At 61.2% G+C, this 26390-nt stretch carries 29 protein-coding genes; 15 read left to right on the forward strand and 14 right to left on the reverse strand.

Annotated features, from left to right (window positions below):
- The first annotated feature begins 76 nt into the window (after nt 1–76).
- The 6 genes from PSN43_RS00460 to PSN43_RS00485 all read left to right on the forward strand — a co-directional run bounded on the left by PSN43_RS00460 (nt 77) and on the right by PSN43_RS00485 (nt 3673).
- Nucleotides 77–688, forward strand: a complete 612-nt coding sequence (locus PSN43_RS00460; RefSeq protein ID WP_272698742.1) for a YigZ family protein — start codon at nt 77–79, stop codon at nt 686–688.
- A 93-nt stretch (nt 689–781) separates the two neighbouring features.
- Nucleotides 782–1228, forward strand: coding sequence for a hypothetical protein (locus PSN43_RS00465; RefSeq protein ID WP_272698743.1), 447 nt, complete (start codon nt 782–784; stop codon nt 1226–1228).
- 103 nt (nt 1229–1331) lie between these two features.
- Nucleotides 1332–1931 (forward strand): LemA family protein, encoded by a 600-nt coding sequence (locus tag PSN43_RS00470; RefSeq protein ID WP_272698744.1) that lies wholly within the window; start codon nt 1332–1334, stop codon nt 1929–1931.
- Nucleotides 1932–1943: 12 nt separating this feature from the next.
- Nucleotides 1944–2723: a TPM domain-containing protein gene (locus tag PSN43_RS00475; RefSeq protein ID WP_272698745.1), complete on the forward strand. Its 780-nt coding sequence runs from the start codon at nt 1944–1946 to the stop codon at nt 2721–2723.
- Between the two features lie 17 nt (nt 2724–2740).
- Entirely contained in the window at nt 2741–3379 is a 639-nt protein-coding gene (locus PSN43_RS00480) for a TPM domain-containing protein (RefSeq protein WP_272698746.1), read from the forward strand.
- An 84-nt stretch (nt 3380–3463) separates the two neighbouring features.
- Nucleotides 3464–3673 carry a hypothetical protein gene (locus tag PSN43_RS00485; RefSeq protein WP_272698747.1) on the forward strand — a complete coding sequence of 70 codons (210 nt, stop codon included), beginning with the start codon at nt 3464–3466 and terminating at the stop codon, nt 3671–3673.
- Between the two features lie 104 nt (nt 3674–3777).
- Here PSN43_RS00485 and mobA read toward each other — a convergent pair whose 3' ends face one another.
- Nucleotides 3778–4383, reverse strand: coding sequence for a molybdenum cofactor guanylyltransferase (mobA, locus tag PSN43_RS00490; protein WP_272698748.1), 606 nt, complete (start codon nt 4381–4383; stop codon nt 3778–3780).
- 72 nt (nt 4384–4455) lie between these two features.
- Between mobA and PSN43_RS00495 the strand changes: the two genes are divergently transcribed.
- From PSN43_RS00495 to PSN43_RS00515, 5 genes are all read left to right on the forward strand, one after another.
- A complete protein-coding gene (locus tag PSN43_RS00495; RefSeq protein ID WP_272698749.1) occupies nt 4456–5292 on the forward strand; it encodes an alpha/beta hydrolase in 837 nt (278 codons plus the stop codon).
- Nucleotides 5289–5714, forward strand: a complete 426-nt coding sequence (locus tag PSN43_RS00500; protein WP_272699200.1) for a DUF2784 domain-containing protein — start codon at nt 5289–5291, stop codon at nt 5712–5714. Before PSN43_RS00495 ends, PSN43_RS00500 begins: the two co-directional genes overlap by 4 nt.
- Before the next feature lie 87 nt (nt 5715–5801).
- Entirely contained in the window at nt 5802–6068 is a 267-nt protein-coding gene (locus PSN43_RS00505) for a hypothetical protein (RefSeq protein WP_272698750.1), read from the forward strand.
- A 603-nt stretch (nt 6069–6671) separates the two neighbouring features.
- Complete coding sequence (locus tag PSN43_RS00510) at nt 6672–7718, forward strand: GGDEF domain-containing protein (protein WP_272698751.1); 1047 nt, start codon at nt 6672–6674, stop codon at nt 7716–7718.
- A 39-nt stretch (nt 7719–7757) separates the two neighbouring features.
- On the forward strand, nt 7758–8885 hold the full coding sequence (locus PSN43_RS00515; protein WP_272698752.1) for a hypothetical protein: 1128 nt from the start codon (nt 7758–7760) through the stop codon (nt 8883–8885).
- Nucleotides 8886–8936: 51 nt separating this feature from the next.
- Here PSN43_RS00515 and PSN43_RS00520 read toward each other — a convergent pair whose 3' ends face one another.
- The 10 genes from PSN43_RS00520 to PSN43_RS00565 form a co-directional block, all read right to left on the reverse strand.
- Entirely contained in the window at nt 8937–11486 is a 2550-nt protein-coding gene (locus tag PSN43_RS00520) for a methyl-accepting chemotaxis protein (RefSeq protein WP_272698753.1), read from the reverse strand.
- 168 nt (nt 11487–11654) lie between these two features.
- Nucleotides 11655–11882, reverse strand: a complete 228-nt coding sequence (locus PSN43_RS00525; protein WP_272698754.1) for a competence protein ComEC — start codon at nt 11880–11882, stop codon at nt 11655–11657.
- A 16-nt stretch (nt 11883–11898) separates the two neighbouring features.
- On the reverse strand, nt 11899–13323 hold the full coding sequence (locus PSN43_RS00530) for a DNA integrity scanning protein DisA nucleotide-binding domain protein (RefSeq protein ID WP_272698755.1): 1425 nt from the start codon (nt 13321–13323) through the stop codon (nt 11899–11901).
- A gap of 221 nt (nt 13324–13544) precedes the next feature.
- Nucleotides 13545–14336, reverse strand: a complete 792-nt coding sequence (locus tag PSN43_RS00535) for an HAD hydrolase family protein (protein ID WP_272698756.1) — start codon at nt 14334–14336, stop codon at nt 13545–13547.
- Nucleotides 14337–14623: 287 nt separating this feature from the next.
- A complete protein-coding gene (locus tag PSN43_RS00540) occupies nt 14624–15844 on the reverse strand; it encodes an ABC transporter permease (protein ID WP_272698757.1) in 1221 nt (406 codons plus the stop codon).
- A gap of 12 nt (nt 15845–15856) precedes the next feature.
- Nucleotides 15857–16522 (reverse strand): DUF3431 domain-containing protein, encoded by a 666-nt coding sequence (locus PSN43_RS00545; RefSeq protein WP_272698758.1) that lies wholly within the window; start codon nt 16520–16522, stop codon nt 15857–15859.
- A gap of 17 nt (nt 16523–16539) precedes the next feature.
- A complete protein-coding gene (locus tag PSN43_RS00550) occupies nt 16540–17286 on the reverse strand; it encodes a LarC family nickel insertion protein (protein ID WP_272698759.1) in 747 nt (248 codons plus the stop codon).
- Nucleotides 17283–18044, reverse strand: coding sequence for a nickel pincer cofactor biosynthesis protein LarB (gene larB, locus PSN43_RS00555; RefSeq protein ID WP_272698760.1), 762 nt, complete (start codon nt 18042–18044; stop codon nt 17283–17285). Before larB ends, PSN43_RS00550 begins: the two co-directional genes overlap by 4 nt.
- Entirely contained in the window at nt 18041–18796 is a 756-nt protein-coding gene (locus tag PSN43_RS00560; RefSeq protein ID WP_272698761.1) for an asparagine synthase-related protein, read from the reverse strand. Before PSN43_RS00560 ends, larB begins: the two co-directional genes overlap by 4 nt.
- 31 nt (nt 18797–18827) lie before the next feature.
- A complete protein-coding gene (locus tag PSN43_RS00565) occupies nt 18828–20228 on the reverse strand; it encodes an MATE family efflux transporter (RefSeq protein WP_272698762.1) in 1401 nt (466 codons plus the stop codon).
- Between the two features lie 193 nt (nt 20229–20421).
- On the opposite strand from PSN43_RS00565, the gene PSN43_RS00570 reads away from it, so the two are divergent.
- The 3 genes from PSN43_RS00570 (at nt 20422) to PSN43_RS00580 (ending at nt 22045) form a co-directional block, all read left to right on the forward strand.
- Nucleotides 20422–20901 carry a MarR family winged helix-turn-helix transcriptional regulator gene (locus tag PSN43_RS00570; RefSeq protein WP_272698763.1) on the forward strand — a complete coding sequence of 160 codons (480 nt, stop codon included), beginning with the start codon at nt 20422–20424 and terminating at the stop codon, nt 20899–20901.
- Between the two features lie 474 nt (nt 20902–21375).
- Complete coding sequence (locus tag PSN43_RS00575; RefSeq protein WP_272698764.1) at nt 21376–21630, forward strand: helix-turn-helix domain-containing protein; 255 nt, start codon at nt 21376–21378, stop codon at nt 21628–21630.
- Between the two features lie 10 nt (nt 21631–21640).
- The gene (locus PSN43_RS00580; RefSeq protein ID WP_272698765.1) at nt 21641–22045 is read left to right on the forward strand and encodes a hypothetical protein; all 405 of its coding nucleotides are present in this window, start codon (nt 21641–21643) and stop codon (nt 22043–22045) included.
- Nucleotides 22046–22421: 376 nt separating this feature from the next.
- Here the strand turns inward: PSN43_RS00580 and PSN43_RS00585 are convergent, their stop codons facing one another.
- The 3 genes from PSN43_RS00585 to PSN43_RS00595 all read right to left on the reverse strand — a co-directional run bounded on the left by PSN43_RS00585 (nt 22422) and on the right by PSN43_RS00595 (nt 25846).
- Entirely contained in the window at nt 22422–23717 is a 1296-nt protein-coding gene (locus tag PSN43_RS00585; protein WP_272698766.1) for an ATP-dependent 6-phosphofructokinase, read from the reverse strand.
- Between the two features lie 34 nt (nt 23718–23751).
- Nucleotides 23752–24765, reverse strand: a complete 1014-nt coding sequence (gene rfaE1 / locus PSN43_RS00590; RefSeq protein WP_272698767.1) for a D-glycero-beta-D-manno-heptose-7-phosphate kinase — start codon at nt 24763–24765, stop codon at nt 23752–23754.
- A 163-nt stretch (nt 24766–24928) separates the two neighbouring features.
- Nucleotides 24929–25846: a ParB/RepB/Spo0J family partition protein gene (locus PSN43_RS00595; RefSeq protein WP_272698768.1), complete on the reverse strand. Its 918-nt coding sequence runs from the start codon at nt 25844–25846 to the stop codon at nt 24929–24931.
- Between the two features lie 90 nt (nt 25847–25936).
- On the opposite strand from PSN43_RS00595, the gene PSN43_RS00600 reads away from it, so the two are divergent.
- Nucleotides 25937–26362, forward strand: a complete 426-nt coding sequence (locus PSN43_RS00600) for a hypothetical protein (protein ID WP_272698769.1) — start codon at nt 25937–25939, stop codon at nt 26360–26362.
- The last annotated feature ends 28 nt before the right edge of the window (nt 26363–26390 follow it).

Genomic DNA, 26390 nt, shown 5'->3' on the forward strand with positions numbered 1-26390 from the left:
GGAACCTGTTGCGGTGCAACTTCCACATGGACGGGCGGGGTTGACCCGTTCGGAGGGGGCGGGCTACATCGCCTTCATGTCGGACCGTTACCCCATACCAGCCGCCTTTCATCGGGTGGAGGAGATCATCAAGCGCAGCCGGTTCATCACGTCCATGGGGCACGCCCCGGACGCCGAATCCGCCCGCGCTTTCGTTGCCGCCGTCAAGGAGGAATTTCCGGACGCCACCCACAACTGCTGGGCCTTCAATGCGGGGCCGCCGGGCGACACGGCATCGGTGGGGTTGAGCGACGACGGCGAGCCGAGCGGCACGGCGGGCAAGCCAATGCTGAACGGGTTGCTCCATTCGGGCGTGGGCGAGATCGTCGCGGTGGTCACCCGGTATTTCGGCGGGACCAAGCTCGGCACCGGCGGCCTGGTCCGGGCCTATGCCGGTCTGGTCAAGCTCGGGCTGGAGACGCTCCCCCTGCGCGAGATGGTCGTGACAACGCAACTGGCCGTGACCATCCCCTATCCGTCCGTGACCTTGTTCAAGCGGCTGTTGCCCGATTTCGAGGCCGAAGTGTTGGAGGAAGCCTTCAGCGAAGAGGCCGGGTTCACCCTGGAATTGCCCGAGGAGCGGGCGGAAGATTTTGTCGCCGCAGTGACCGAGCTGACCACCGGACGTGCGAAAATACATGAAAAATGATGGCGCGAGCGGTTGCGAACCGTCCGGAAAATGGGCTAGCCTAAACTAGGCTTTTGATAATCCGGGGTAACAGCAAGGTGCAAAGCAGGTTCCATGTCCACACAGAAATTGCGAGCGATATATAAGCAACTTACCGACAAAATTGAAATTTCAAAAGACAAAGCCCTGTTCGAGGTCAAGGAGCTGAAAACAGACCTCAACGAACTGCAACGGTATCTGTCCGGGCGCAAGAGGGAGACGGACATCCAGCCGGAAGACCTGATGCGGTCCGTTTATGAAATAGCCCAATTCCTTCGGGACATGCAGAAGCGGCAGGAAATCCTGTCCGAGATGGAATGCGTGGCCGCCGAGACCGAGGCCGAGGAATACCTGCTCGCGCGCGGGGCCAAGCTCCTGACCCGGCCCGCCGGGTGGCACTTTCAGACATCCAAGGAGCGTTTCCTGCTCCACGAGTCCGATACGGTCGCGGCCGCCGCCGAACTGCGCAGGCTCCTCGCGGCGGGCAAGCGCCTCAAGCGGCCCGCAAAGAAAAAGAAATAACAGCCGGGATCGGCTCAATCCGTTCGGACAGCCTTGACTTTTGCGCTTCCGGGCGCATCTGTATCCAAGCGACATCAACCCCCAAACAAAGGGAAAGCAAGCCATGCTCAAACGACTTGTCACGGCCCTCGCGGCCATGCTTATCGCCACATCTCTGGCCGGATGCGGCTACAACGCCATGCAGCAGCAGGAGGAAGAGGTCTTCGCGGCCTGGGGCAATCTTGAATCCGCCCTGCAACGGCGCGCGGACCTGATTCCCAATCTGGTGGAGACGGTCAAGGGCGCGGCGGCTCATGAGAAATCCACGCTGACCGCCGTGGTCGAGGCGCGGGCCAAGGCCGTTCAGACCAAGATCACGCCCGAGATGCTCACCGACAAGAACGCCCTGGCCAACTTCCAGGCGGCGCAGGGAGAGCTTTCCTCGGCCCTGTCCCGGCTCATGGTCGTGGTCGAGCGGTATCCCGACCTCAAGGCCAATCAGAATTATCTCGGCCTCCAGCATCAGCTCGAAGGCACCGAGAATCGCATCAATGTGGCCCGGCAACGGTACAACGAGGCGGTCAAGACCTTCAACTTCTCCATCCGCAAGTTCCCCAACTCCTTGACCAACTCGCTGCTGCTCCACCTGGAGCGCAAGGAGTTCTTCGAAGCTGCCCCGGACGCCAAGGCCGTCCCCAAGGTCAACTTCGGGTCCGAGTCCTAGGCGGGATTGGCGGTGCGACTTCTTTCGAGCAGACCGGCGGGTCTTGTCCCGGCCTTGATCCTGGCCCTGGTTCTGGGCCTGTCCTCCTGGGCCTTGGCCCTGGATGTGCCCCGGTACACCACGCGGGTCAATGATCTGGCCGGGATGATGACCCCCCGGACACGGCAGACCATCGAGGACCGGCTGGCGGACCTGGAGCGTTCCGACTCCACCCAGGTCGCCGTCCTGACCATTCCGTCCCTCAAGGGCGATTCCCTCGAGGATTTCTCCATCCGGGTCGCCGAGGCCTGGAAGGTCGGCCAGAAGGACTTCGACAACGGCGTCATCCTTCTGGTCAGCAAAGAGGACCACAAGATCCGCATCGAGGTGGGCTACGGCCTGGAGGGCAGGCTTACCGACGTGCTCGCCGGACAGATCATCGACAACGTCATTACCCCGCAATTCAGGGCGGGACGCTTCGACCATGGCTTCATCGAAGGCGTGGCCGCCATTTCCGGAGCCGTGCGCGGCGAGTTCACGGCCCTGCCCGAGAAGCGCAAGAGCAAGCTCAACATTCTGGCCATCCTCATCGGCCCCATGATTTTCATCATCCTGCTGACCGAGAAGTTCGGCCGCCGCAGAATCCCCGGCGCATCCGAGGGCGTGCGCACGGCCGGGCGCAGCGGTCCCGGCGTTATCTTCTTCCCTGGTCCGCGCATCGGCGGAGGCGGGGGCTTCGGCGGTGGAGGCGGCGGTTTCGGCGGCTTCGGCGGGGGCGGTTTCGGAGGCGGCGGCGCTTCCGGCGGCTGGTAGGTCAAAGAGGTTCATTCATGAGCAACGCAGCGACATTTCTCACCAAGGCGGAACAGGACGCGCTCATCAGGTGCGTTCAGGAAGCAGAACGTTCGACGTCCGGCGAAATAGTTCCGGTCATCGCGGACATGAGCTACGACTATCCCCGTGCGGGACTCATCGGCAGCCTCATTTGCGGCTCCCTCGCCGCCGTGGGCTTTACTCTGGCCCTGGGCCGCGAGGACATGTGGGTTTTTCTTGCCCTCTTTCTCGCGCTTTTCCTTTGTTTTTCCAGGTTGTTCGACGCCTTTCCTGCCCTGAAAAAGCCCTTCATCTCCAAGCGGGAGATGCGCGATGAGGTGGCCGAGGCCGCCTTCACCGCCTTCCATGCCCACGGGCTGCACAACACCCGCGACAAGACCGGGATCATCCTCTACGTCTCGGTTTTCGAGCATTCTGTTCAGGTGTTGGCCGACAAGGGCATCAACGACCTGGTCAATCCCCTCGCCTGGGAGGAGGTCGTCGCCCTTGTCACCGACGGCATCCGCGCGGGCAGGCCGGGCGAAGCCCTGTGCGCCGGCGTGCGCCGCTGCGGCGAAATGCTCACCGAACGCTTTCCGGTCAGGCCCGACGACACCGACGAACTGCCCAATCTCATCATCGAAGGCGGAAAGTAGCCCGCAACGTCACCCAAGGGTCACCGGCTTACCATACTCCCGTAACAACGATCTGGTCTTCTGTGTCAAACATGGAGGTCCGTCATGTGTGCCGCCATTCCGGCAGCGCTTTTGCTGCTCGTCGTTTTTGCCGCCCTCAGCGTGGTGCGTCTGTCCAAGGATTCGCCCAATGCCCATCTGCTGGTCGGACTCCTTGATTCCCTCGGCAACGGCCACGAAGCCGTAAAACGGCGTGAAAGCAAACCTCCGTCCGATTCCGCCTCCATCCGTCCCGGCCCTGCCGGAGCGGTCTGATCCGGGTGCTGTGTTCGGTGATTTTTAGAAGCTCCCGCTTTGCGGGAGCTTTTTTTTTGGAAAGCCGCTTCGCGGTGATCGCCTCCGGCGGCCGGAGGCACCCTTTAAATATCGAGTTCCGCGGCCAGCCGTTCGGCCTGTTTTAGGTCGTCGGGCGTATTCACGTTGAAAAAGGATATCTGGTGCGGATCGGCCTGGCGGAGCAGGGAAATGGGCACTTTCCTGACCCGGACCTGATCGAAGAAGCCTATGATGCGATAGTTTTCACGCTGAAGCTGCGCCTCGATAAAGGGGAGGCACCGCTTGGAGTAGACGGCGCAGAGGGGTTCGACATAGCCGTCATCCTTGATGGGGATGACGACGTCGTCTTCCGGGGCGGCCTGTTCGAGGAGGGCGCGAACCAGTCCGGGCTGGAGAAACGGCCCGTCGCAGGCGGCCATGAAACCGTGTGAAGCGCGCATGGCCGCCAAGCCCGCGTGGATGCCTGTCAGGGAGGATCGGGCCTCGTATTTGTCCGGCGCAAGAGGGTAGGGGTAGCCCGCAAAATCGTCGAGATCGCGGGCGGAGATGAGGATTTCGGTAAACAGGGGGCGGTAAACGGCGAGAAGGCGATCCAGAATGGTCTGGCCGCTGATGGTCAGAAACGCCTTTTTAACGTGTCCCATGCGGGTGCCGAGTCCCCCGGCCAGGATGATGCCTGCGATGTCCATGGGCGCAAGGTAAATCAAGGCCGTTGAAATGGAAAGGGTGCATAAAAGGGCTGCGCTGTGTATGGTGGCGACATGTGGACGATTTTGAAGATAGCGGCGGCCGCAGGGACCGTCTACGGCGGCATAACCACCTGGGTGTTCTGCTCCCAGAACGGATTGGTCTTCAGCCCAAGGAGCGAGCTGGCCGATACGCCGGATGTAAACGGGCTGACGTTCGAGGACGTATGGCTGGAAAACGCGCTGGGCACGGGCATTCACGGGTGGTGGATTCCCTGTGAAGACGCGGAACGGGTGCTGCTGTTCTGCCACGGCAACGGGGGCAACGTTTCTCATCTGATGGACTCGTACAGAATATTTCATGACCTCGGACTGTCGGTGCTGGTCTTCGATTATTCGGGGTATGGACTGAGCGGCGGCAAGCCGTCGGAAATGGCGACCAGGGCCGATGCGCTGGCGGCGTGGAACTGGCTGGCGGATACCCGCCGCATCGAGCCGCGCGACATCATCATTTTCGGACGCAGCCTGGGCGGAGGCGTGGCCGCGCGCCTGGCGGCCGACTTGGCGGAGCAGGGCGAGGAACCGGGCGGACTGATTCTGGAATCCACGTTCACTTCGTTGACTGACATGGGGGCAATGCGATTCCCCTGGCTGCCTGTCCGCTGGCTGATCCGCCATCGATACGACAGTATGCGCGCCCTGTCCGGAGTACGGACGCCCACCCTGTTCCTGCACAGCCCGGACGACGATCTCGTGCCCTATGCCATGGGGCGAGAGCTATACGAGTCGTACGAAGGCCCCAAGCTGTTCTGGGGATTGACCGGGGACCACAACTACGGGTTCCTGACGTCTCCCGGTTACACAGACGGATTCCGCCGGTTTCTGGTGGGCTTGCCGGGCCATTGCCGATGACGGGCGGCGCTCCGGCCTTCTGGGCGGACGTGGTGCTGGCTGTCCATTTCGCTGTCGCGGCCTTCATCGTCCTGGGGCAGCCCGCCATATGGATCGGGGCGGCGGCCGGAAGACGATTCGCGCGTAACCGATGGTTCCGATGGTCCCACGCGGCCCTCATGGGCTTTGTACTGGCCGAGACGGCGGCGGGCAGGCTTTGCCCCCTGACCGAATGGGAGGCGGCCCTGCGCCGCGCCGCCGGGCAGGAAAGCGGGGAGCCGGTCTCCTGCGTGAGATACTGGCTAGGCCGCGTACTGTTTCCGGACATCGATCCGGCATGGTTCGCGGGCGTCTATGCCGCTTTTTTCGCTCTCGTAATCCTGACCCTGTTCCTTGTTCCGGTCGAAAAAGCGGAAAAACCTGCCGCCCGGGATATGGATTGAACAGCCAACACTTTGTATTAATGTGATATTTTTTACGCAGCACGGGTCTTGCTGATTGTCGGTCCAGCCAACAAGAAGGAGACGAAAATGCCCGCTATCCAATCCATCCAACCCCGTGAAACCATTGTCGGGACTTCCCGCGAACGCATACAGGAACTCAAGGCCCGGGCCACGGAGAGCCTGGACGACGCCATGACCGCCGTGGCCAGGAATCTTGGCCGACGGGAAGCCGCCGAAGCGGAAGCCGAGCTGAATGCGCTGGGCCTCGATCTGGCCGCGCAGGGAAGCTCCGCACACAGCCTCGACCGCGCCAGGGTCATGGACCTCATCAGCGACCCCTTCGGCGACGATTAGCCCGACGCCCCCGGACCATTCCAGCCCGTTCCCGCCCGGGGACCCTTTTCGCTTGCCTTTTGGGCGCGGGGGTAATATCTTGTCATAATTGGACCTTCTTCAAAATCCGTGTCCCTGGCCGGTGACTCGGCCCGTTTCCCGAAAAAAATACACTTTTATCTTCAAGTTCGACCGGAGGTTGCGCCCCACGAGGCGGATTCTTCCGGCCGACCTATTGCGTCCATTTTTCGGGGAGGGTATATTTGAATCAAAGGCAAGGGTCCTCGAAAAGAGGTTGGCAAAAACCAAAGACGGAGGATGGGAGGAAATAGACGCCGATTGTTTCGATAAGACATATGGCGAATGGAGTCGCCCCGCTCCAAGAAAGAGCAACGTGCGCCAACACACCCGCACCAGGCCGTCATAAAGTGCTAATTTGAAATGTCAGGTCCTGATGCCCGCCGGATAACCCGGCAAGGCGCACTTTTTTTGCGCCCGCACTTTTCTTCCTTTATCCTTGAACCGGATTGGCGACCGGTGCTATCAGACTGTATAGGCGTCATTTTTCCCGGCCCCCGATAGGCCGGGCGCATTCAGAGCCGCTCACACCGGGAGACAGCGACGATGTCCACACGCTCCAGCAAGCTCGACCTCCTGTTCAAGGATCTCCGTGAAACCGGCACCCCCAACGAAGCGGACTGGATAGCCGTCATCCTGTTCATCCGTAACCTGCTTTCCCGCCTGTCTATTTACTCCGACGACAAGAAATCCGAAATACAGTTCGAGATTTGCGAACAGCTCATGCAGAACGACTTTTCGGAAAAGCGGCTGGAAACGGTCGTCGCCATGCTCGACGGGTATTTGCTGCAAACCATCGGCGCTCTGGAACTGGAAGAGGCCCTGGCCCAGGAAAAGCGTACCGCCGCGGTGCTCATCAACGAGATGAACGAAATAGTCTCGTCCATGCACGGGGCCAACGAGCGTCAGGACAAGCGGCTGCACACCTTTCGGGAAGAAACCGTGGAAGTCCTGCGGGACGACAGCCAGAAATCCCTGATCGTGTCCCGGGTGCGCGGCATGTTCAAGGAACTCATCGAGGAATTCCGGGAGGAGGCGAGGGTGCTCAACGCCAAGGCCGAACACTTCCGGATGACCGCCGACTTCGATCCCATGCTTACCCAACTGCACAACCGGCGTTCCCTGGAGGCGCATCTCAGGCACACGGCGGAGGAGTTCGCCCGGACCGGCACGCCCCTGGCCGTAATGATGATCGACGTTGACCACTTCAAGAACGTCAACGACACTTACGGCCACCAGGCGGGCGACGACGTGCTCCGCGCATTGGCCCATATCGTGTGCGAGCACGCCGTCCGTTACGACGGTTTCGCGGCCCGATACGGCGGCGAGGAGCTGATGGTGGTCGTGCAGGGCATGGACCTGAACCGTGCCGCCGCCAACGCCGAAGCCCTGCGGGCGGATGTGGAGCGATACGATTTCCGGGTCCGCACCGACGGCAAGCTGGCCGACGATCCCATCGGCTTCACGGTGTCCCTGGGCGTGGCCCGGATGAAGGTGGGCTGGTCCGCGAGCGAATTGATCGGGGCTGCCGACACCGCCCTGTACGAGGCCAAGAACTCCGGCCGCAACCGGGTCTGCTCGGCCCGGAAATAACCGACGAACGCCAGCATTATCGACAGTTATCGGAAACTGATGATCGAGGATATTTTGAAAAAAGAACGCGTTACACGATTCCGATTCATCACTTTACTATGCCTGGCCTGTTTATTCCGGCTCTGCGCTCCGGCCTTAGCCGCAGACGTTCTTCTGATTCATTCCGGCCCGATCCCCACCCCCTGGAACCAACGGCTGGCTTCGGGCCTCATCGAAGGATTGGGCAGCAGGGCAGGGGTGCAGCAGGCGTTTCTTCCTTCCGACAGCGCGGACGAAGACGCCTTTGACGAAGTCTACGGCAAATTGTCCGAAGCCATGGCCGAGAGGACGCCCGACGCCGTTGTGACGGAGGGGGACATCGCCTTTGCCTTCGCCCGCAAGTACAGGGACCTGTTCCCGAACGCGCCGTTGATCTTCTGCGCCATGGACCGCCCCAACCCGAGAGAACTTTCCGAATGCGGCAACTGCACCGGCATTCCCTCGACCTGCTCCGTGCGCGAAAACGTGAATCTCATTTTCACCATGCGCCCCGATACCCGCCTGTTGGTGGCCATCGTGGACAGCGCGCCCGAATCGGCCCCAATAAGGGAAGCCGTGAACCGGGCCATGGAGCCCTATCTCGACCGGGCGCAGATCATGTTCCCGGGTTTCGAGGCCGGGGACGAGCATGAACTGAATCTCGAAGAGCTTGGCGACACCCTGGCCAGCGTGCCCCCGTCGGGCGCGGTTCTTTTCCTGCGGTTCGCGGCAGAACGGGACGGCGCTCCCGTGTCGAATGAGCAGATTTCGGACCTCATCCGGACGCGCGCCGCTTCACCCATCTTCCTCGTCAACGACGCCGCCTTCGGATCAGGTGCGGCGGGAGGACTGATGGTTCCCGCCAAGGACGTGGGCGAAAGCGCGGCCAGAGTAGCCATGAAGGTCCTCAACGGGGAGGACGTGCGCGAGATGCTGCCCGTTTCCACCGAGCCGGTGATGCGGTTCGACGGCACGGCCCTTGCGCGGTTCGGCCTGCACGCGCCGGACGGGGCCGAAGTGGTCAACCCGCCGGCGGGCAAGGTGGAGGAGCGGTCGGTCCTGCCCGTCACCGGGCTTGCCTGGACCCTTGGAGTGGCCGGAATCGTCGGCCTGGCCATGCTCATCCGCCGCCCGCGTTTCAACCGCTGACCATCGCGGCCTTGCTGTGTTTCCCGGCCCGATCTCCGAAGCTGAAACCGCTTAGACCGCGTGGCGGACGTCCACGGCCAGCACGGACAACAAGTTGCCGTCGCGATCCTTGACCGGCGTCGCCACTGTCAGACAATAGTCCTCCAACGCTTCGGAATAATAGATGTTCGAAATAAAACTCTCGCCGGTGCGGGTGGTTTCGCGGAACCAGTCGCTGTCGGCCCAGCTTGTGCCCGGTCCGCCTCGCAACGCGCCGGTATCGCCGCTCGCCGAGGCGAACTCCGTCGACTGCACGCCCCTGGGGTCCACGATCCAGGCCGTCTCCAGGCTCGGATTATCCCGAACCACCCGCTGCAACACCTTGAACCGCCTCTCCGGCACGGCCAGATCCGGGGCCTTAGCCAGGGACTCCACCTGTTGTTGGACCACGCCTTCGCCCAGGAGCATGAACAGCCCGTACAATTTGGACAGGGTCTCTATCTGGCCGGTCAGCTCGCCGATGGCCCCGCCGGTCTGGGCCACGGCACCGGCCGTCTTCGTGGACACGGTGTCCACCTCGCTCACGGCCCGATTGATTTCCTCGCCCACGTTGGACTGCTGAATGCTGGCCGTGGCGATGGCCTCCACCTGCCGGGTGACGGTCTCGAAAAACTCCATGATCTCGCTGAGCGCCCGACCTGACTCCCCCGCAAGACGGTTGGCCACATCCACCCTTTCGGCGGCGCGGTCCATGCCCTTGATGTTTTCGCGCACGTCCGCCTGGATGGCCGCGATGGACCCGCCCACCTCGCGTGTTGCGTCCATGGTCTTTTCCGCGAGCTTGCGAACCTCGTCGGCAACCACCGCGAAGCCGCGCCCGGCATCCCCCGCGCGGGCGGCCTCGATGGCGGCATTGAGCGCCAGAAGGTTGGTCTGGTCGGCGATGTCGGAAATGACGTTCATGACCTTGCCGATGGAATCGGCCTTGCCTCCCAGGCTGGAGACCTGCCCCTTGAGCTGTTCGGTGATCGAATACACGTCGCCGATGGACTCCACAGTACGGCGCACCACATCGGAACCCTCCTGGGCACGCTGACGCGCGAATTCCGCATCCTTGGACGCGGTCTCGGCGTTGTTGGCCACTTCGCGGATAGACCCAGCCAGCTCCTCCATGGACGCCGCGGTGATCTCCACGCGCGAACTGAGACTGTTGGCCCCCTCCATGATCCGGTCGGACTCCTGGTTCACCGTGGCCGACGCCTCGCGCATTCCAGAAACGACATTTTCCAGCATTCCGGCTGCCTGGAGCATCCCTTCGCGCTGGGCCCGGGCCGCGTCGGTACGCGCCCGGCGTTCCCCCTCGGCCCGGACGACGGCGGCTTCCGCCTCGGCGGCCCGTGTCTCGGCAAGGCGCGACGCCTCCCCGGCCTCATGCATCTTCTCGCCCAGGTTGCGGACCATACGTTCAATGGCCTCGGAGACTTCGCCCAACTCGCCCTTGAACCGCCCCTCCGGTCGCGCAGCCAGGTCGCCCTCGGCCACCCGGCCCGCGTACACGCGCAGCTCCCGGAGCGGTTTGAGAAGAACGATACGCAAGAAAATCAAGGTAACGAGGACAATGCCCGCTGCGGACACACTGCCCACGGCCAGGGCCGCGTTCTCCAGCCCTCTTATCCGGTTCAGGGCCTCGGAGGCTTCGATCTTGGTCACCAGCCCCCAAACTACGCCGCCGACGTTGATCGGGGAATAGGCGGCCAGCACCTTGTTTCCGCGATAGTCCACGCTGTTCATGCGTCCGCGCTCGCCCGCGAGGGCGCGGCGGGCCGGTTCGGAGTCCATGATCCCCTGGCCGGGGTCGGCAAAGGATGCGACCACGCTGTGCGCCTCGGGGTCGGAATGAAGATCGGAACGCATAAGCCCGTCCGGGCCCACCAGAAAGGTTTCGCCGGTCTTGCCCATGCCCGCCCTGACGCGCATGACCTTGTTCACGGCTTCGATGGGGATGCGGAGCACGGCCACGCCTTCGATGCCCTCGCCATGGCGGCGGACAGGCGCGGCGATAAAGGCGCAGGGCAAACCGTCGAGAGGAGAGTAGGGGGCGAAGTCGACGAATACGGTTTCGCCCTTCAGGGCTCGTTTCCAGGCTTCGGCGAGACGGCTCCCGGCCAACGGCCCATTGACGATGTCCTCACCCAGCTCGCGGCCCATGGCCACCGAAAAGACGATGCGCCCGGTGTCGTCCAGAATCAGGGCGTCGGCGTATCCGCGCACCTTGACCCACGGGACGAAATCCGGAACGACCTGCTTCAGGGCGTGAGCGTAGTCCTCGTCCTCCAGGTTCATGCGCTGCCCCGGTTTGGCCGCGTAAAAAATGATGTCCCGAAGCCGGACCAGCGCGCTGTATACGTACTTGGCTTCGGAATACATGGTGATATCGCGGTTCCAAAGCTCGGTCAGGCCGTCCAGTTCATTGGACTTGGCCTCCTGCAGGGAAACCAGTTTGCTGAAGGACTGCTCCTTCAGGCTCACCGAAGCGTTCTGCAAACTGTACCCCGCCATGCCGGCCAGTGGAACGATGCCCACCAGCAGGCAGAACAGTATCATTTTGACGCTGAGTCGCATTTTTCCCCCTCTTTCGGCTCCGTTTCGATGCAGAGCTCCAAGATAGTGAAGCTACTCGGGTTTTTAATTTTGGCGACCCGATTTGTTACAGGAGAGAAACAGTGATGTTACATGTGTGATGTATTTTTGTTACGTTGGTAATCATAATGATTATCCATGGATGGGAGCTTATTCGGCAAGGACGGCGTAGAGGGCCGCCAGAAGCCACAAGAGTCCGCAGACGGCGGATGTTACAGGAATCATCCACCATTTGAGCTGGACCGGGCGACCGCGAAGCCGAAAGGATGCGCAGCAGCGAAACAGGGAGAGGACCATCTGGATGAGCAGGCCGGACGCGGCCAGTGCGGGCAGGGCAAGGACCCAGAAGAGGGGATCGGACATCCAGTCGGTGCGCATGATCCGAAAACAGGGGTCAGTTCATGACCCACTCGGCCAGAAGCGGGGGGCGCCGCAAGCCGCAGATGTGCTGGAAGTGGCACAGGGCGGTCAATTCCACCCCGTCCTTGATGATGGACACGGGCCGGTCGGCGGACACGACCACGACCACGAGCTCCTCATGTTCGGCGGTAAAACGCAGGGCGGAGTTGAAGCGCGCGCCCCTGGCCCGGTTCTCGCCAGGCACGCTGCGGCCGTCCATGAGGCAGGCGAAGCCGTGCAGTTTGAGATCGCGGCCGATGTGCACGGCCCCGTCCAGCTTGGCCAGGGAGCAGGCCAGCTTGAGATGGCTGGTGCTGGTCAGGTCCAGCGGCTCCACCAAATGTTGCCCGGACATGTTCAGGGGGTTGCGGCCCATATCAACAACCAGGGTGCAGCCGTGCTTGCGATCGCGCACCCGGTTGACCATGGTGGTGACGATCTTGAACAGGGCGTTCTGCTTCCCCATGGTCATGTCCGTCTCCAGGAACTGTTCCTCCAGTTGGACCAGATTGGCCCGGAGGTTGGAAGAGCGGAACCGGCCGTCGCCGAAGCTGCACACCAACTGGTCGCGAATCCACAGGAACCCGTAGGAGCCGGAGAATTGGGCCGCCAGGTAGGCGCCGGGCATGGGGCCGATGGCGATGCCGAGAACGGACGTCCCGTTCGAGACCAGCACTCTGCCCGAGTCCTCCACGGCCTGCAAAAGTTTGCGGACATGCTTGAAATTCGCGGTCTTGGGTTGCTCGTGTTCCGGAAAACGGCAGATGAAGCGGACCTTATCGAGCTGGGTGGGCTCCACCACCACGATGCGCCCCCTGGGGGCCGCGCCTTCCTCCTTGGTGGCCGATACGCCGATGAGCGCGTCCAGGAAGGGATAGACCCTGATCTGGGTATCCAGCCACCCCTGGCGGGAACGCTCGTCCACGATGTAGTCCCGAATGGCGTGAATGGCGCAGTGCTGGAGCATGAACCCGGCGGTGTCCAGCCCCAGAACGCTGCCTGTGGCGAAGTGCTGTGAAAACAGCTCGGCCGCGTATTCCAGCCAGCTCCGCGTGGGACCGAGGGAGCACATGTCCGGGTGCTCTTCGGTGAACCACATCTGGTAGCTCACGGAATTGGAGCGCGCCGCCAAATTGATGAGTCCGGCAAGGTCCAGCCCGACCTCGTCCTGGCTGAGGACGCGCAACCCCTCGATGCGCTCTTCCTTGCCGCGCCAGCGGTTCGAATACAGAAAATAATCCTGAAGTTTGGGCTCATGGCCTTCGAGCAGCCCCTGCGGGTCGCAGATGCGCGGCGGTTCGCCGCGTCCGACCGCATAGACCACGGCCACCCGGCTCGGAGGAGAGAAATGGGACAACCCGTCCCGCAGGCCGTCCAGAATGTGAAATATGCAGATGTTCTCGAACGATGCTTGTGACATGCTCCCGGCTCCCGATGACGACTTTCTGCACCCTACAATGGCTCATCCGTAGACCGAATGTCTTGAAAATGTCCAGAAAAGGATGGAATTGCCGTCACAAAGCTATCAGCCGCCGTTTGCAGGGCGGGAGGTGAGAGAATCGGGCACGCCCGGAACGCGCGCGAAAGACAGGCGGAGCGCCCACGCGGGGTCTCCGGGAAAAGGAAGCGAACGGTGCCGGGCTAGACCCGGGCGGCGACGAGAACGTCGGCCAGCTCGCGTATCACGCCGTAACCGCCCCTGGCCTCCGTGACCAGGTCGGCCATGGCGAGAATCGCGGGATGGGCGTCGGCGGGCGCGACCTTGAACCCGGCCAGCCCCATGGCGTCGGCGTCGTTGACGTCGTTGCCGACGAAAAGCACTTCGCCCACGGAAACATGGTTCTTTTCGGCAAGATTTATCAGGGCGGCACCTTTGTCGCGGATGCCGTGGACAGCCTCCAAACCGATCTTGTCGGCCCTGGCCTTGACCACGGGATTAACCTCCGTGGAAAGGATGACCTGGGCGATGCCGAGGGCGCGGATGAGGTTGACGCCCATGCCGTCGCTGCGGTTGGCGAACACGGATTCGCGCCCCTCCTGATCGGTAAGCACACGGTTGTCGGTCATGACGCCGTCGAAATCGTAGACGATGAGGCCGACCCGTTCCAGCCCGGGCAGTCCCCGGCCGGTGAGAGAGAGCATTTCGCCGTCCGGCCCGAGGTAGATGGGCTGATCCTTCATGAGCTTTTCGGCGCGGCCGCCGCCGTTGTCCAGAATGCCCGCCACGGCGAGGACAACGTCCGGCACCTCCAGAGTGACGATCACGCACCCCCCGGCGGTGGTGTCCCGTCCCTCGACAAGGCGCAACGACTGGCCGTAAGGCCCGACGAGCAGTCCGTCCCAGGCCAGGTCGAACCCCAGGGCGTTCTTGTAGAAGGCGGCGGACTTGGCGATATTTCGAACCAACAGGGTGACGGGGGGGAATGCGGCCATATCGACTCCTCGGCTTCGTGTTTGGCGTTCACATTACCTCTCCACGAACAACCGCGCAACATCCGTGAAAAAGATGTCTTCGGTCACTGTTCCGTATGCTCATGAGAGGGCCGAGCCGGACCGGCCCAGACGTAGGAGAGCGCAAGAGCGGCCTTGTCCGTCATGCGCGGGGGAGAGCTGCATCCCCGCAATCCAGGCGCGTCAAGGATGGCCCGATTCCGCCTCGACAGGGGCCATATAGCCAGCTAACAATCAGCACAACATACTGATATGATGTTAAATAATACTCACGACCTGAGAACGTCCAAAATCTCGATATTGGCGGCCTGCCAGGCGGGGTAGGCTCCGGCCGCGACGCCCAGTAGGCATGACCCGATCAACGTTGTGGCCAGGCTGGCGGGGTCGATGATGACGGGCAGATCGGCAAGGGTACAGCCGACCAGAACGAGGATAACGGTCACGGCCACGCCCAGCCCGCCGCCCACGGCCGCCATGAGCCCGGATTCGAACAGGAACTGCCGGACGATGTCCCGCCTGCGCCCGCCCACGGCGCGGCGAACGCCGATTTCCACGCGGCGGGAGCGGACCACCAGGATCATGATGGACAGGATGCCCATGCCTCCCACTGCGAACGAAATGGTCGAGGTGATTCCGCCCAGGGTGGTCATCAGGTCCAGGGCCTGCCGTTGCAGTTTGATGGCGTCGGCTGCGGACATGGAGCTGAAGTCGTCGTCCTCGCCCGGGTCGATCCGGTGCCGTTCGCGCATGATCGCGTTGACCGACTCGTTGACCATGTCCAGCCCGGCGTCCTTGGCCAGGCGCAGATAGACCCCGGAAAGCCACTGCTGATTGCTGGCCCGGCGCATGTAGGTCGTCAGGGGCAGGAGCAGGGTTTCGTCCTGGTCGGTGCCGGACACGTCGCGCCCTTTCTCCTCCATGACGCCGATGACCCGGAAGCTGGCCCGAAACATGTAGAGGTCACGCCCAACGGCGGCTTCCGGCCTGCCGTACAAACGTTGCGCGATCTTGCGCCCGAGCACGCAGACCTTGGCCCGGTCCTCCACCTCGCGCCAACTGAAGAAACGGCCGGTGTCCGGATGAAAGCTGCGAATTTCCTGATAGCTCGGCCAGCAGGCCATTATCTGGGCATCGACCGCGTTGCCGCCGCCGCGTACGGTCATGGTCGTGGTGACGAAGGGCGTGCCGTCCACCACCGAGGGTACGGAATCGATGAGGGCCTGGGCGTCTGACAGGACAAAGTTGCGCGATCCGCCCGAAATCCGCATTGCGCCGCCCCTGGTGAAGCGGACCGCCCCGGCAAGCACGGCGTAGAGGTTGGGACCGAGCTTCTCCGTCTCCATCTCGGCCTGTCGGACCATGATCTTGGAGACATGCTGCACTCCGGTAAAGGCCAGCGCCCCCAGGAACACCCCGAGCATGGCGAGCACGGCGCGCAGCTTGTGGGCCGACAGGGACGATACCGCAATGGTCAGGTTCAGGGGCAGCATTTCGGTCTTCCTCTATTCATAGCGGTCCCGGTTCCAGACCGTATTGCCGTTGAAAATGTGCTGCCAAAGCCGTTCGAAGGCGTGGCCAGTATTGCGCTCGTCGCGCGGGTCCGCCTCGGTGAGTTCCAGACAGAACTCGTAAAAGGCCTTGGGCCGCGTCCGTATGCGTTCGCCGGTCACGCAAAAATTGCCCGTTGGAGCGCGGCAGACGATCTCGCGCGGCATGGGCGCGCCAAAAATGCGCTCGAACACCTCGCCCACCGGGATATCGCGTCCCCAACCGGCCCAGCGCCCCTCGTTTTCGGGTTTCCGCAGGTCGTGCGGCCTGCCCAGCGCGTCGCTTTTGAGCTTGAACCAGGCCAGCCCCTTGAAGGGCACGCGCCTGTCGGCCGCATCCTCGAGCCGCTCCCGCAGGGTCTCGACCGTCGCCCGCCCGCGATCATCAAGGTGATCGAAAGGGTCGCCCTGCAAAAAGACGTTCACCGGAGCAAGGGCGTCGTACTCGGCCACAATATGGCTGAAATAGGTGTGCGCCTCCCGACCGATATTCGGCAGGACGCGGGCGTCCGGACCGAGGCCGCCGCCCTTGTCGTAGATCACGTGATCGAACCCCAGGGCGTCGGCCCAGGACACGTCCTCGCAGTACCTGGCGATGATTACCCTGATGTCGTCGCGCATAAGATTCCTCGCGTCCGCTATTCCGAAACCTTCTCCAGGAGCATGGCGCGGACGTAGGTCGGTTGTTCGTCCGATGACCGTCCGCCCGAGCCGTAGCCCACGCCGAGGAGAGTGCCGAGGGGCAGGGGGCCGAAGCCGTCCGCAACAGTCCGCAAGATGGCAAGGCCAGTGGGTGTGGCCCGCTCCATGGAGCAGTCTGATCCGAAGGAGATCAAGCCTTTGGCCAGTTCCGCGCAAGCCGGTGCCGGAACTGACATTCTGCCGTGAGCGCAGTCCACGAAACCGGACCCGAGATCCACCGGGCTACAGACCACGCTTTCGGCCTCCAGCGCGTCCAGGAGAAGCATTGAACCGCAAATGTCCGCAAGGGTGTCCACAGCCCCGATTTCATGGAAATGCACTTGTTCCAAATCCACGCCGTGGACCTTTGCTTCGGCCTCGCCGAGCAGCCTCAAGGCCTCCATCGCCCGGTCGGCTGCCCGCCCTTCAAGGCCGCTTTGTCCGATGATGGCGCACAGGTCCGAATAGTGGCGCAAAGGCTGTTCGCGTGTCTGAAGCACGTCAACGTGCATGGTGCGGATGCCCGCAATCCGCTTCACTGACCATTCGAGTCCGAAACCATCCAGACCCAGGCGGGCCAGTTCGTTTTCGAGATGCTCAAAGCCCCGTCCCGGACCGCGCCATTCCTCAAGGGCGTGACTCAGGGCCGAGAGCAGCATGTCGCCGCTCACACCCGTGGAGCAGTCGAGATATACCGTGTTCATTCGTCGTTGTCCGTCCCGGCGGCGCACGCCAGCATATTGATCTTGTGCGCGAGATAGCCCGCGCCGAATCCATTATCGATATTCACCACCCCGATGCCCGGGGCGCAGGAGTTCATCATGGTCAGAAGGGCGGCCAGACCTTGAAAGTTGGCCCCGTATCCCACGCTGGTGGGCACCGCCACGATGGGCGGCAAGGCCAGTCCTCCGACAACGGAGGGCAGGGCGCCCTCCATGCCCGCCACGGCCACGATCACCGATGCGCCGTTGAGATCGTCCATGACGGAAAAAAGCCGATGGATGCCCGCCACGCCGCAGTCGAAATGCCGGTCCACGCGGCTCCCCAGGAATTCTGCCGTTCCGGCAGCCTCCTCGGCCACGGACATATCCGATGTCCCGGCCGAAACGACCACCACCTTGCCCGCCAGCGGCACAGGCGGCTCTCCGATGGACAGCAGCCCCGACACGGGATCGAAACGGGCCTTCGCCACGGTCCGCACGGCCTCGAAATGAGCCTGGTCGGCCTTGGTGCCGAGCGCCCGCCCGTTGTGGCGGTTGAGATGATCGAATATGGACGCCACCTGTTCGGGACTTTTGCCCGCGCAATAGACCACCTCGGGGCCGCCGGTGCGCAGCTCCCGCAACTGGTCGATCTTGGCGCAACCGGTTTCGATAAAGGACTGCCGGAGCAACTCCTTCTTCAAATTTTCCCGCGATACGCGCCCGGCTGCGAATTCATCCAACAGATGGTCCAGGCTCATTCGCTCCACTCCTTGAAACGGCATGATTCAAACCCGATCACCTGCGCCACGGCCACGATTTTATCACGGTTTTCCAACATTATTCCAGAAAGTTGTGGGAGATGTTCAACGGTTGCCATCAGATTATCAGGGCGGACCCTTACCGTGTAGGCCCCGAGCGAGTGGAGGAAGGTTTCCAGCGCGGCAACCCGGTTCAATTCTTCGGCCGAAAGCGCTACGCCCACCGGGATGCGGGTGGCCAGACAGCTCTCGGACGGATCATTCCAATTGGGCAGCCCGGCCTCGTGCGCAAGGCTCCTGATGCCCGGCTTGTCCAACCCGGCCTCCGCAAGGACGGAAAACACCGCATACTCGCGCACCGCGCGCAGCCCAGGCCTTGCCGGGTCATCCTCCGCATTGGTCCCGTCGAGAAGCAGTGCGTCGCCGACACTGTCGCGCACCGCTTTGAAAACCAATCGCTTGCAGTGATAACAACGGTCGGCGGAGTTGCGGCGGACCGCTGTTGAAGAGAGGGCGGATATTTCCAGAACGCGGTGTTCGATGCCGATGCAGGCGGCCACTTCCGCAGCGCGGGCCCGCTCCCGCTTGGGAGTCACTTCACTGGCGACAGTGCAGGCCACGGCCTTGTCGCCGAGCGCCATAAACGCGGCGGCGGCGGCCAGTCCGCTGTCCACCCCGCCGGACAGGGCAACGGCAGCGCGGCCTTCACCCGCGCGTTCGGCGATGAGAGAGGCGAGATGTTGGAGGCTCATTATCCGAGCCTAGCCCACACTACAGCCCGGTTCAACCCATTTCAGACCTGTCACCGCGCCCTATGAGGTCGATGCGCCGCCATGGGCCGCGAATGAACCGTGCCGTGAAGATGACGGCCAGGACGACCACGTAGACGAGCAGGAACAGCCATGGCCAATGGATGTTGGTGATACCCAGCCAGCTCAGCACGAGCATGGGAATGACGATGCTGGCGATGGACGCTGTTCCCATCACAAGCATGATGAACCGCGTATCCCCGGCCCCCTTGAGCCCGCCCATGTACACGATGACCACAGCGTCGCACACGGTGAACACGGCGGCGTAACGCATGAGGGTTTTCCCCATTTCCAGAACCGCGTCGAAATCGGCTCCGGCGTCGCCGCTGGCGCGGAACAGGTTGAGAAGATACTCGGGCATGACCCAGAAAACCACCGCCATGACGATCATATAGGCCAAGGCCAGATGCAGGACCGAGTGGGTGGCGAATGCCGCCCGGTCCGGGTTGTTGTCCCCCATGGCCTGGCCGACCATGATGCTGGCGGCCACGTGCAGGCCGATGGTGGGCATGAAGGCGAGATTGTAGATGGAAAAGACCGCGCTTGTCGAAGCCAGTTCAACAGACCCGAACCTTCCAACAATGAAGACGAAAAAGGAAATGGCGAATATGTCCAGGAAGAACTGTACGCCGCCGGGCAGACCATATTTCAGGAACCGCCCGAACATCTCGCGATCGAGCCGCCAGCCGGACAAGACCTTGAACGTCCGCTCGTTCCGGGGCGTGAAGATCAGCAGGGTATAGACGATCAGCGGCACGACAAAACCGATCACGGTCGCCAGTCCGGCACCGGCGATGCCCATTTCTGGGAACGGACCCACGCCGTTTATGAGACAATAATCAAGCGGGATATTGATGAAAATGCCGCCGATACTAATAAGCATGACCGGTTTGGTCAGCCCGCGTCCGGCAAAGAAATTGGACAGGCACAACCCGAGCAGGCAGGGGAGGCTGCCCACCGTGAGAATCTGGAAATACACGATCTCAAGCCTGCGCAGTTCCTCGGGGTGTCCCCCCAGTTGGAACAGCGGCTCCGCGAGAAACCCGAGCGCGGCGAGGCACAGCCCGGAGGGAATGCAGAACCAGATACCCTGCCAAAGGGCGCGGCCAACGTTTTCCGGGCGACACGCGCCGGTGTACTGGGCGATGAAGACGTTGACGTATTCGGACACGCCCATGAAAAAGGAGAGGAACAGGAAGGCCATGACATTGGCCGGAAGGGCGGCTCCCAAGGCCTCTAAAGAGTAGTTGCCAAGAAAGATGCGGTCCGTAAAGGTCATGGCCGTGTTGGAGATCATGCTCACGACCAGCGGCAGCCCGATATTCAGGGCCTCTCTGTACCCGCCTTGCGCGTTCCAACGTTTCACCGGATTCATATTTTTCAGCCTCGCGAGCACCATGGCCCGATTCGCCACGGCACACTATACCGGGAACTGTTGACGGTAAAGCTCAAACGCTGCATCTTACCTTTGGCGTGAAATAAAACACAGCGGGCTATATAACCGCCCCTACAACCTCAAACCGGCAGACACTATGGAAATCACACCGGAGCATCTTTTTTTCCCGGCCATGTCCCGCTTTCAACGGCTTTATTCGAAAGGGCTGTCGAAACGGCTCGACGCCCACGGCGTCAAGCCGGGATATCTCGACGTGTTCTTCCGGCTCTGGGAAGAGGACGGCATAACCCAAAAGGCGCTGCACGAGTCCATGGATGTGGAGCAGGCCACCTTGTCCAACACCCTCAAACGGATGGAGCGAGACGGTTTTCTCGTCCGGGAACGCAACCCTGACGACCGCAGACAGTCCGTCATCGCCCTTACCCTCACCGGCGCCAGCCTGCGCAAGATCGTCATGTCCGCCATCGACGACATTCAGGCCGTGGTCAACACTCGCCTCAGCTTCAACGATCGTCGGTATTTCCGGCGCATCCTCACCCAGATGACCGACCAGCTCGTACAGGACCTGGATGACGCCACCCTGGTGCTGCTCGACGAAGTGGACGACTCGGACGACGATACCGTCCTGCTCGTCGACGAAATCCAAAAATAGGCGAAACTCACACCACAACCAACCACAACTGATTTTGCGGCACTTCCAGCCCATCCATATCGCCCCTTAGGACGGGGCTTCGCATCGCCGCACAACTGCCCCTCCCACAGACTTCTCCAAACAATCACGCTTCACGGAAACTGACGGGCCAGTTCCATCTTCAACACATTCAACATTCTGAATTTACGATAGTTATCGGCAACTACAGCTTCATTCCAACAACATTTCCAGCGGCAACGGTTTTTATCTTTCTCTCCCCCGATTTTGTTTTCCAATGCGCAATTCGTGCTTTTTCCCCATTATTTTTTTGCCCGAATTCTGATATGAAATCCCTAATTCACAACAACGTCCTGTAATTATTTTTTATAAGGTAATCTCTAGACAATCTCTAGGCTTAGAACGACAACAGTGTACTTTGTTGACATTCTTTGACACCCTATGTCAAAGAATGAACATCATAAGTCGGATTGTGACATGATGGACAACTCAGATGCGCCCAGACCGCCCACGCTGCTTACCGTGCGGGAAGTTGCGGACTATTTACGGGTACACCAGAGAACCGCATACAGGCTGATTACGAGCGGCGCCATTCGGGCCGTGAAGATCGGAAGCCAATGGCGGGTGCCCGAACCGGCGCTGATGGAATTTTTAGAGAGTGGAATGAATGCCTCGGTTTCCACGGGCAAGAAGAAAACCGAGCCGGATCAATTCAAACTCCCTCTGGACTAAGGAGAACGGCATGTCGAAAAGAACGTTTGGCGGTTATGACGGGAGCGACCCGATCCTGAACGTTACCCTGCCCAATGACTTCGGCGAGGACCTCAAGGTTACCGGCCGTCTCATCGGCGAAGAAATGTATTTCGATGACGGCACCGGCATGTTGACCATGGAAAAGCTCTATCGCGCCGAAGACGATAAGCTTGCCTACAGCATCATCTCCGCCATCGGCCATGCCCGCGAACGCCGCGCCTACCGCCTTGAAGAGCGCGAAGACAGCTGCATCGTCAGCAATGGCAGCCTGACCCTCGAATTCAATTACGACGAACTCTTCGAACTCCTGGCCGTCGCCATGGAATCCGAAAAGGGAAGCGACTCCGGGCAGGTCTCCGAGCAGGTCCGCCGCAAACTCGCCGCGAATGAATAGTCCGCCGTATCCATACGCATCTACAAGGGGTCTCGATGGCCCCTTTTTTTGTGCTTTTTTACGTTTCGGTTACCCTGCAAGCCAGGGCGCTGCCCCGGACCCCGCCAGGGAACCTTTTGAAAAAGGTTCCCTGGACCCTCCAAAACTTCTTATCGCGCCTTCGGCGAAGGGCCAAATTGAGGGGGGAATCAGGAATTACCTACAAATATGTAGGTAAACAATGAATAAAATTGTTTGGAATTTCCGCGAAGCGATAGAAAAAGTTTAGGAAGGAAGAGGGGATGGGGGTCCGGGGGAAGGGGAGAAGGAAAGCCCTTTTCAAAGGGTTTCCTTCTCCCCTTCCCCCGGCCGCCGGAGGCATTCTACACGGCCCCCGCTACTTCAGAAACTCTCTCTGGCCAGTGGCTTCCATCACCGACGACCACCAGTCGGAATTGGTGTTGATGCGGCGGCGTTCGGCGGCGACGAGATGCAGCGGGAGATGCACCATGCTTGATTTAAGCCTGGTGATGACCATATCGGTCTTTCCCGCCATGGCGGCGTGGACGGCATTCTGGCCCAGGAAACCGCAATACACCCGATCTCCGGCGTTTGCCGGGATGGAGCGAATCAAGTAGCTGGGATCGATAAATTTTATGTTGATCTCGAAATCTTTTGATTCGGCATAGCCCTCAAGTTCGCGAATGATAAGCCCGCAGATATCGCCCAGCTTGGGATTGCCGGACGGGTCCCGTTCCGGCTCGCCGCCAAGCAAGTCCTGCCCGGCCCCCTCGGCGCAGACTATGATCGTGTGCTTCCGCTCCTTGAGACGAGTTTCGACGACCTGGAGGAGACCACCTTCGCCGTACAGGGAGAACGGCTGTTCCGGAACGAGGAGAAAATTGACCTCCTGCATGGCAAGCGTCGCCTGGGCCGCGATGAAGCCCGCCTCCCGGCCCATGAGCTTGACCAGCCCCACGCCCATGTCCATGCCCGTGGCTTCAACGTGTGCGCACTGGATGACTTCGGCCGCCTTTTCCACAGCGGTATCAAACCCGAAGGACCGGGTTATGAAATTGATATCGTTGTCGATGGTCTTGGGTATGCCGATGACCGCGATATTCCGCTTCCGGGCGGATATCTCGTCGACGATGGCCCGCGCGGCGCGCATGGCCCCGTCGCCGCCGATGACGAAAAGTATGTTGATATTCAGCCGATCCAGTGAATCGACTATTTCCACAGGGTCTTGCAGCCCGCGCGATGAGCCGAGAATCGTGCCGCCGAACTGGTGGATATGGGAAACCGACTCGGGCGTGAGCACCTTGACCTCGTAGCCGTACTTGGGGATGAAGCCGCGAAGCCCGTTGCTGATACCGAGCACATGACGTACACCGTAGTGATAGTGGGCCTCGTTGACGATAGCCCGAATGACGTCGTTGATGCCGGGGCAGACGCCGCCGCAGGTGACCACGGCGCACCGGGCCTTGGAGGCGTCGAAGTAGATGCGTTCGCGCGGTCCGGCTTTTTCGAAATCCTTTTGCAGGATATCCGCATCCAGCTCGGTCAGTTCGCCTGAGGTGAGCATCAGCGTCACCGGCACGGATTCGTCCACGAATCTCGCGTTTTTGAGTGGCGACTGGATCTTGGCTGCGCCGAGACTTGGTATCTCAGTGATAAAGTCGAGTCGTTTCATGATTGCGCTCCGTATTGCGAATCGCGCCTGCCGGTCATTCCTGCCAGAAGCTCACCTGCGGTTCAGGAAGCTCGATCACGGTTTCCCTGAGATCATCAGGGGTAGCCGTGGCCGCGCCCACCTGGCCGACGACCACGCCAGCGGCATAGTTGGCCAGGGTACAGGCGGTCAGCAGGTCCATACCGGCCGCAAGGGCCAGGCCGGTGGTGGCGATGACCGTATCGCCCGCGCCGGTGACGTCGAAGACCTTGCGCGCGAAGGTCGGGATATGGCGAATTGAGCCTTCGCCCTCGAACAGGGCCATACCGTCAGGTCCCAAGGTAATGAGAAGATTCCGACAGCCGAGACGCTTGAAGATGGCCCGGCCTGCTTCAATGACGGATTTCCGGTCGGTAACAGGAAGATTCGCGCCCTCGCTGGCTTCCTTTGTATTGGGGGTCAGCAGGTCGACGCCCTGGTAGAGGTCGTAGTTGACGGTTTTGGGGTCGACCAAAACCAGCGGCGGGGTGGACCGGGACGAAATCATCGGCATGAAGCGATCCATGAATTCCCTGGAAATGAACCCCTTGCCGTAGTCGGACAGGATGACCACGGAATATTCCGGGAGGTTCTCTTCCAAGATGATGAACAGTGTGTCGAGCTCATCGGGGGAGAGTGGACCGACCCGTTCCTGATCCACGCGAACCACCTGCTGGTTGTGCGCGATGATGCGCGTCTTGACCGTGGTGGGACGGCTTCCGTCCTGGATAAGCCTGGTGCTCAATCCGGCCTGGTTGCAGAGGTCTTCAAGTACGGAACCGTTGCCGTCCGTGCCCACGGCTCCGATAAGCAGGGGCTTGCCGCCCAGGTCTGCGATGTTTCTGGCCACGTTGCCCGCGCCGCCCAGAAGGAAGGATTCCTTCTCAACGCGGACCACGGGCACAGGAGCTTCAGGCGAAATGCGCTCGACGCCGCCCATGAGGTAGTGATCCAACATGAGATCACCGATTATCATGACCTTGTGGCCCTCTAGGGCTTTGACGGCTTTCAGAATCAGTTCATGTGACATATCGTAAACAACCAATGTTTTCCTGCTGTTGGTATCTTGCCGCGACCTTTCCGGCTCATGCGGCGATCATGGCCTTCGCGGCCGGGGAAAACGGTGTGATCGCGAGAATTTCACGCACCGCTCGCATTACGTTCGATGGAGTCCTTAAAAGGGGCTTTGATCCTTATTGGAACTGGACTCCAAACTTTTCCGCAACCGACCGCAAATCATCTTCAGCCTTGTAACTCACCGTCAACTTACCTTTTTCCGGAGAGCCGGAGATTTTAACCGTAAGTCCCAACATATCGGAAAGCTCATCCTGCAAAGCCTCCAGACGGGGGTCGATGGGACGAGGTTCGGCTTTGGCGCTTCTAGAGGAGGGCGACGCCCCGACCTCGTCGGCCCCGGGGAGCCGTCCGTTCTGCTTGAAGAAGGACGCCTGAGCCTCGGCCTGCCGCACGGTCAGCCCGTTTTCTGCGATACGGCGATGCAGTTCGGCCTGAGGCTCGGGATCGCTCACAGCCATGATCGCACGGCCATGTCCGGCCGACAGCACGTTTTGCTGAATGTCCGCCTGGACCGATTCAGGCAGGTTGAGCAACCGCAGGGAGTTGGCCACGGCCGAACGGCTTTTGCCCACCTGGCGGGCCAGTTCTTCCTGGCTCAGGCCGAATTCCTGCTGAAGCCGCTGATACCCAAGTGCCTCTTCGACCGAGTTCAAATCCTCCCGCTGGAGGTTCTCGATCAGGGCGATGGCCAGGCTTTCCTGGTCGGTCATTTCCCTGACCAGGGAGGGGATTTCCTCCAGTCCCGCTTTTTTGGAGGCGCGCAACCGGCGCTCTCCGGCCACCAGCTCATACTTGCCTCCGCCGAGAGGGCGGACCAGGACGGGCTGGAGCACACCGCGTGTCTGAATGGACGCGGTCAGATCGTTGAGCGCCTCTTCGGAAAATTCGCGCCGGGGCTGGTGCGGGTTGGGTCTGATGGCTCCCACCGGAATGAGGCGCACCTCGGCAGCATCGGAAGTGACTTTCTCGTCCTCGCGCACGCCGCCGAGCAGCGCGTCGAGTCCACGTCCCAATCCCCTGTTGCTCAATGTCATATATGACTCCTGTCTGGCTTGTAATTTCATTCTTGCTCTAAATGACGCTAGTGCCTATAACGCTCCGAAAACAGAACACATGGAGCGCACATGTCCCAGCACATCAATGAACTTTTCGACAAGGACGGCAACCTCGTCGGCGCGCTTTTGACCGCCGAAGCGTGGACAGCCGTCCGCGATCAGGTCATGGCCGCCCTCGGCGTCAGCGAGACCCCCACGGTCCAGGAAAAGCCGGAGCCTGTCTCCGACTGGGAAGAACTCACCCAGTATTGGGACTTCCCGTATCCCGTGGACATGGACGTGACCTGCGATAATTGCGGCAACGAAACGGCCGACTGGTCCGAGGACGAACCTCGCCGATTCCGTCTCACGAGCGCCAACCTCGCCGGCTTGGTGTCCTTCAAGTGCATGAACTGCCGGGCTAAGGTGGTCAAAAAGCACTTCAAGGACAAAATATCCACCGAGTGTACTCCCTATCAGGAGGACAAGATCACCTCCAAGGAAGGGCGGTACTGATCGCCGCTTGCTCACGTTTGCGCCGCCC

It is taken from the genome of Desulfovibrio sp. Fe33, assembly GCF_028532725.1.
Lineage (GTDB): Bacteria > Desulfobacterota > Desulfovibrionia > Desulfovibrionales > Desulfovibrionaceae > Pseudodesulfovibrio.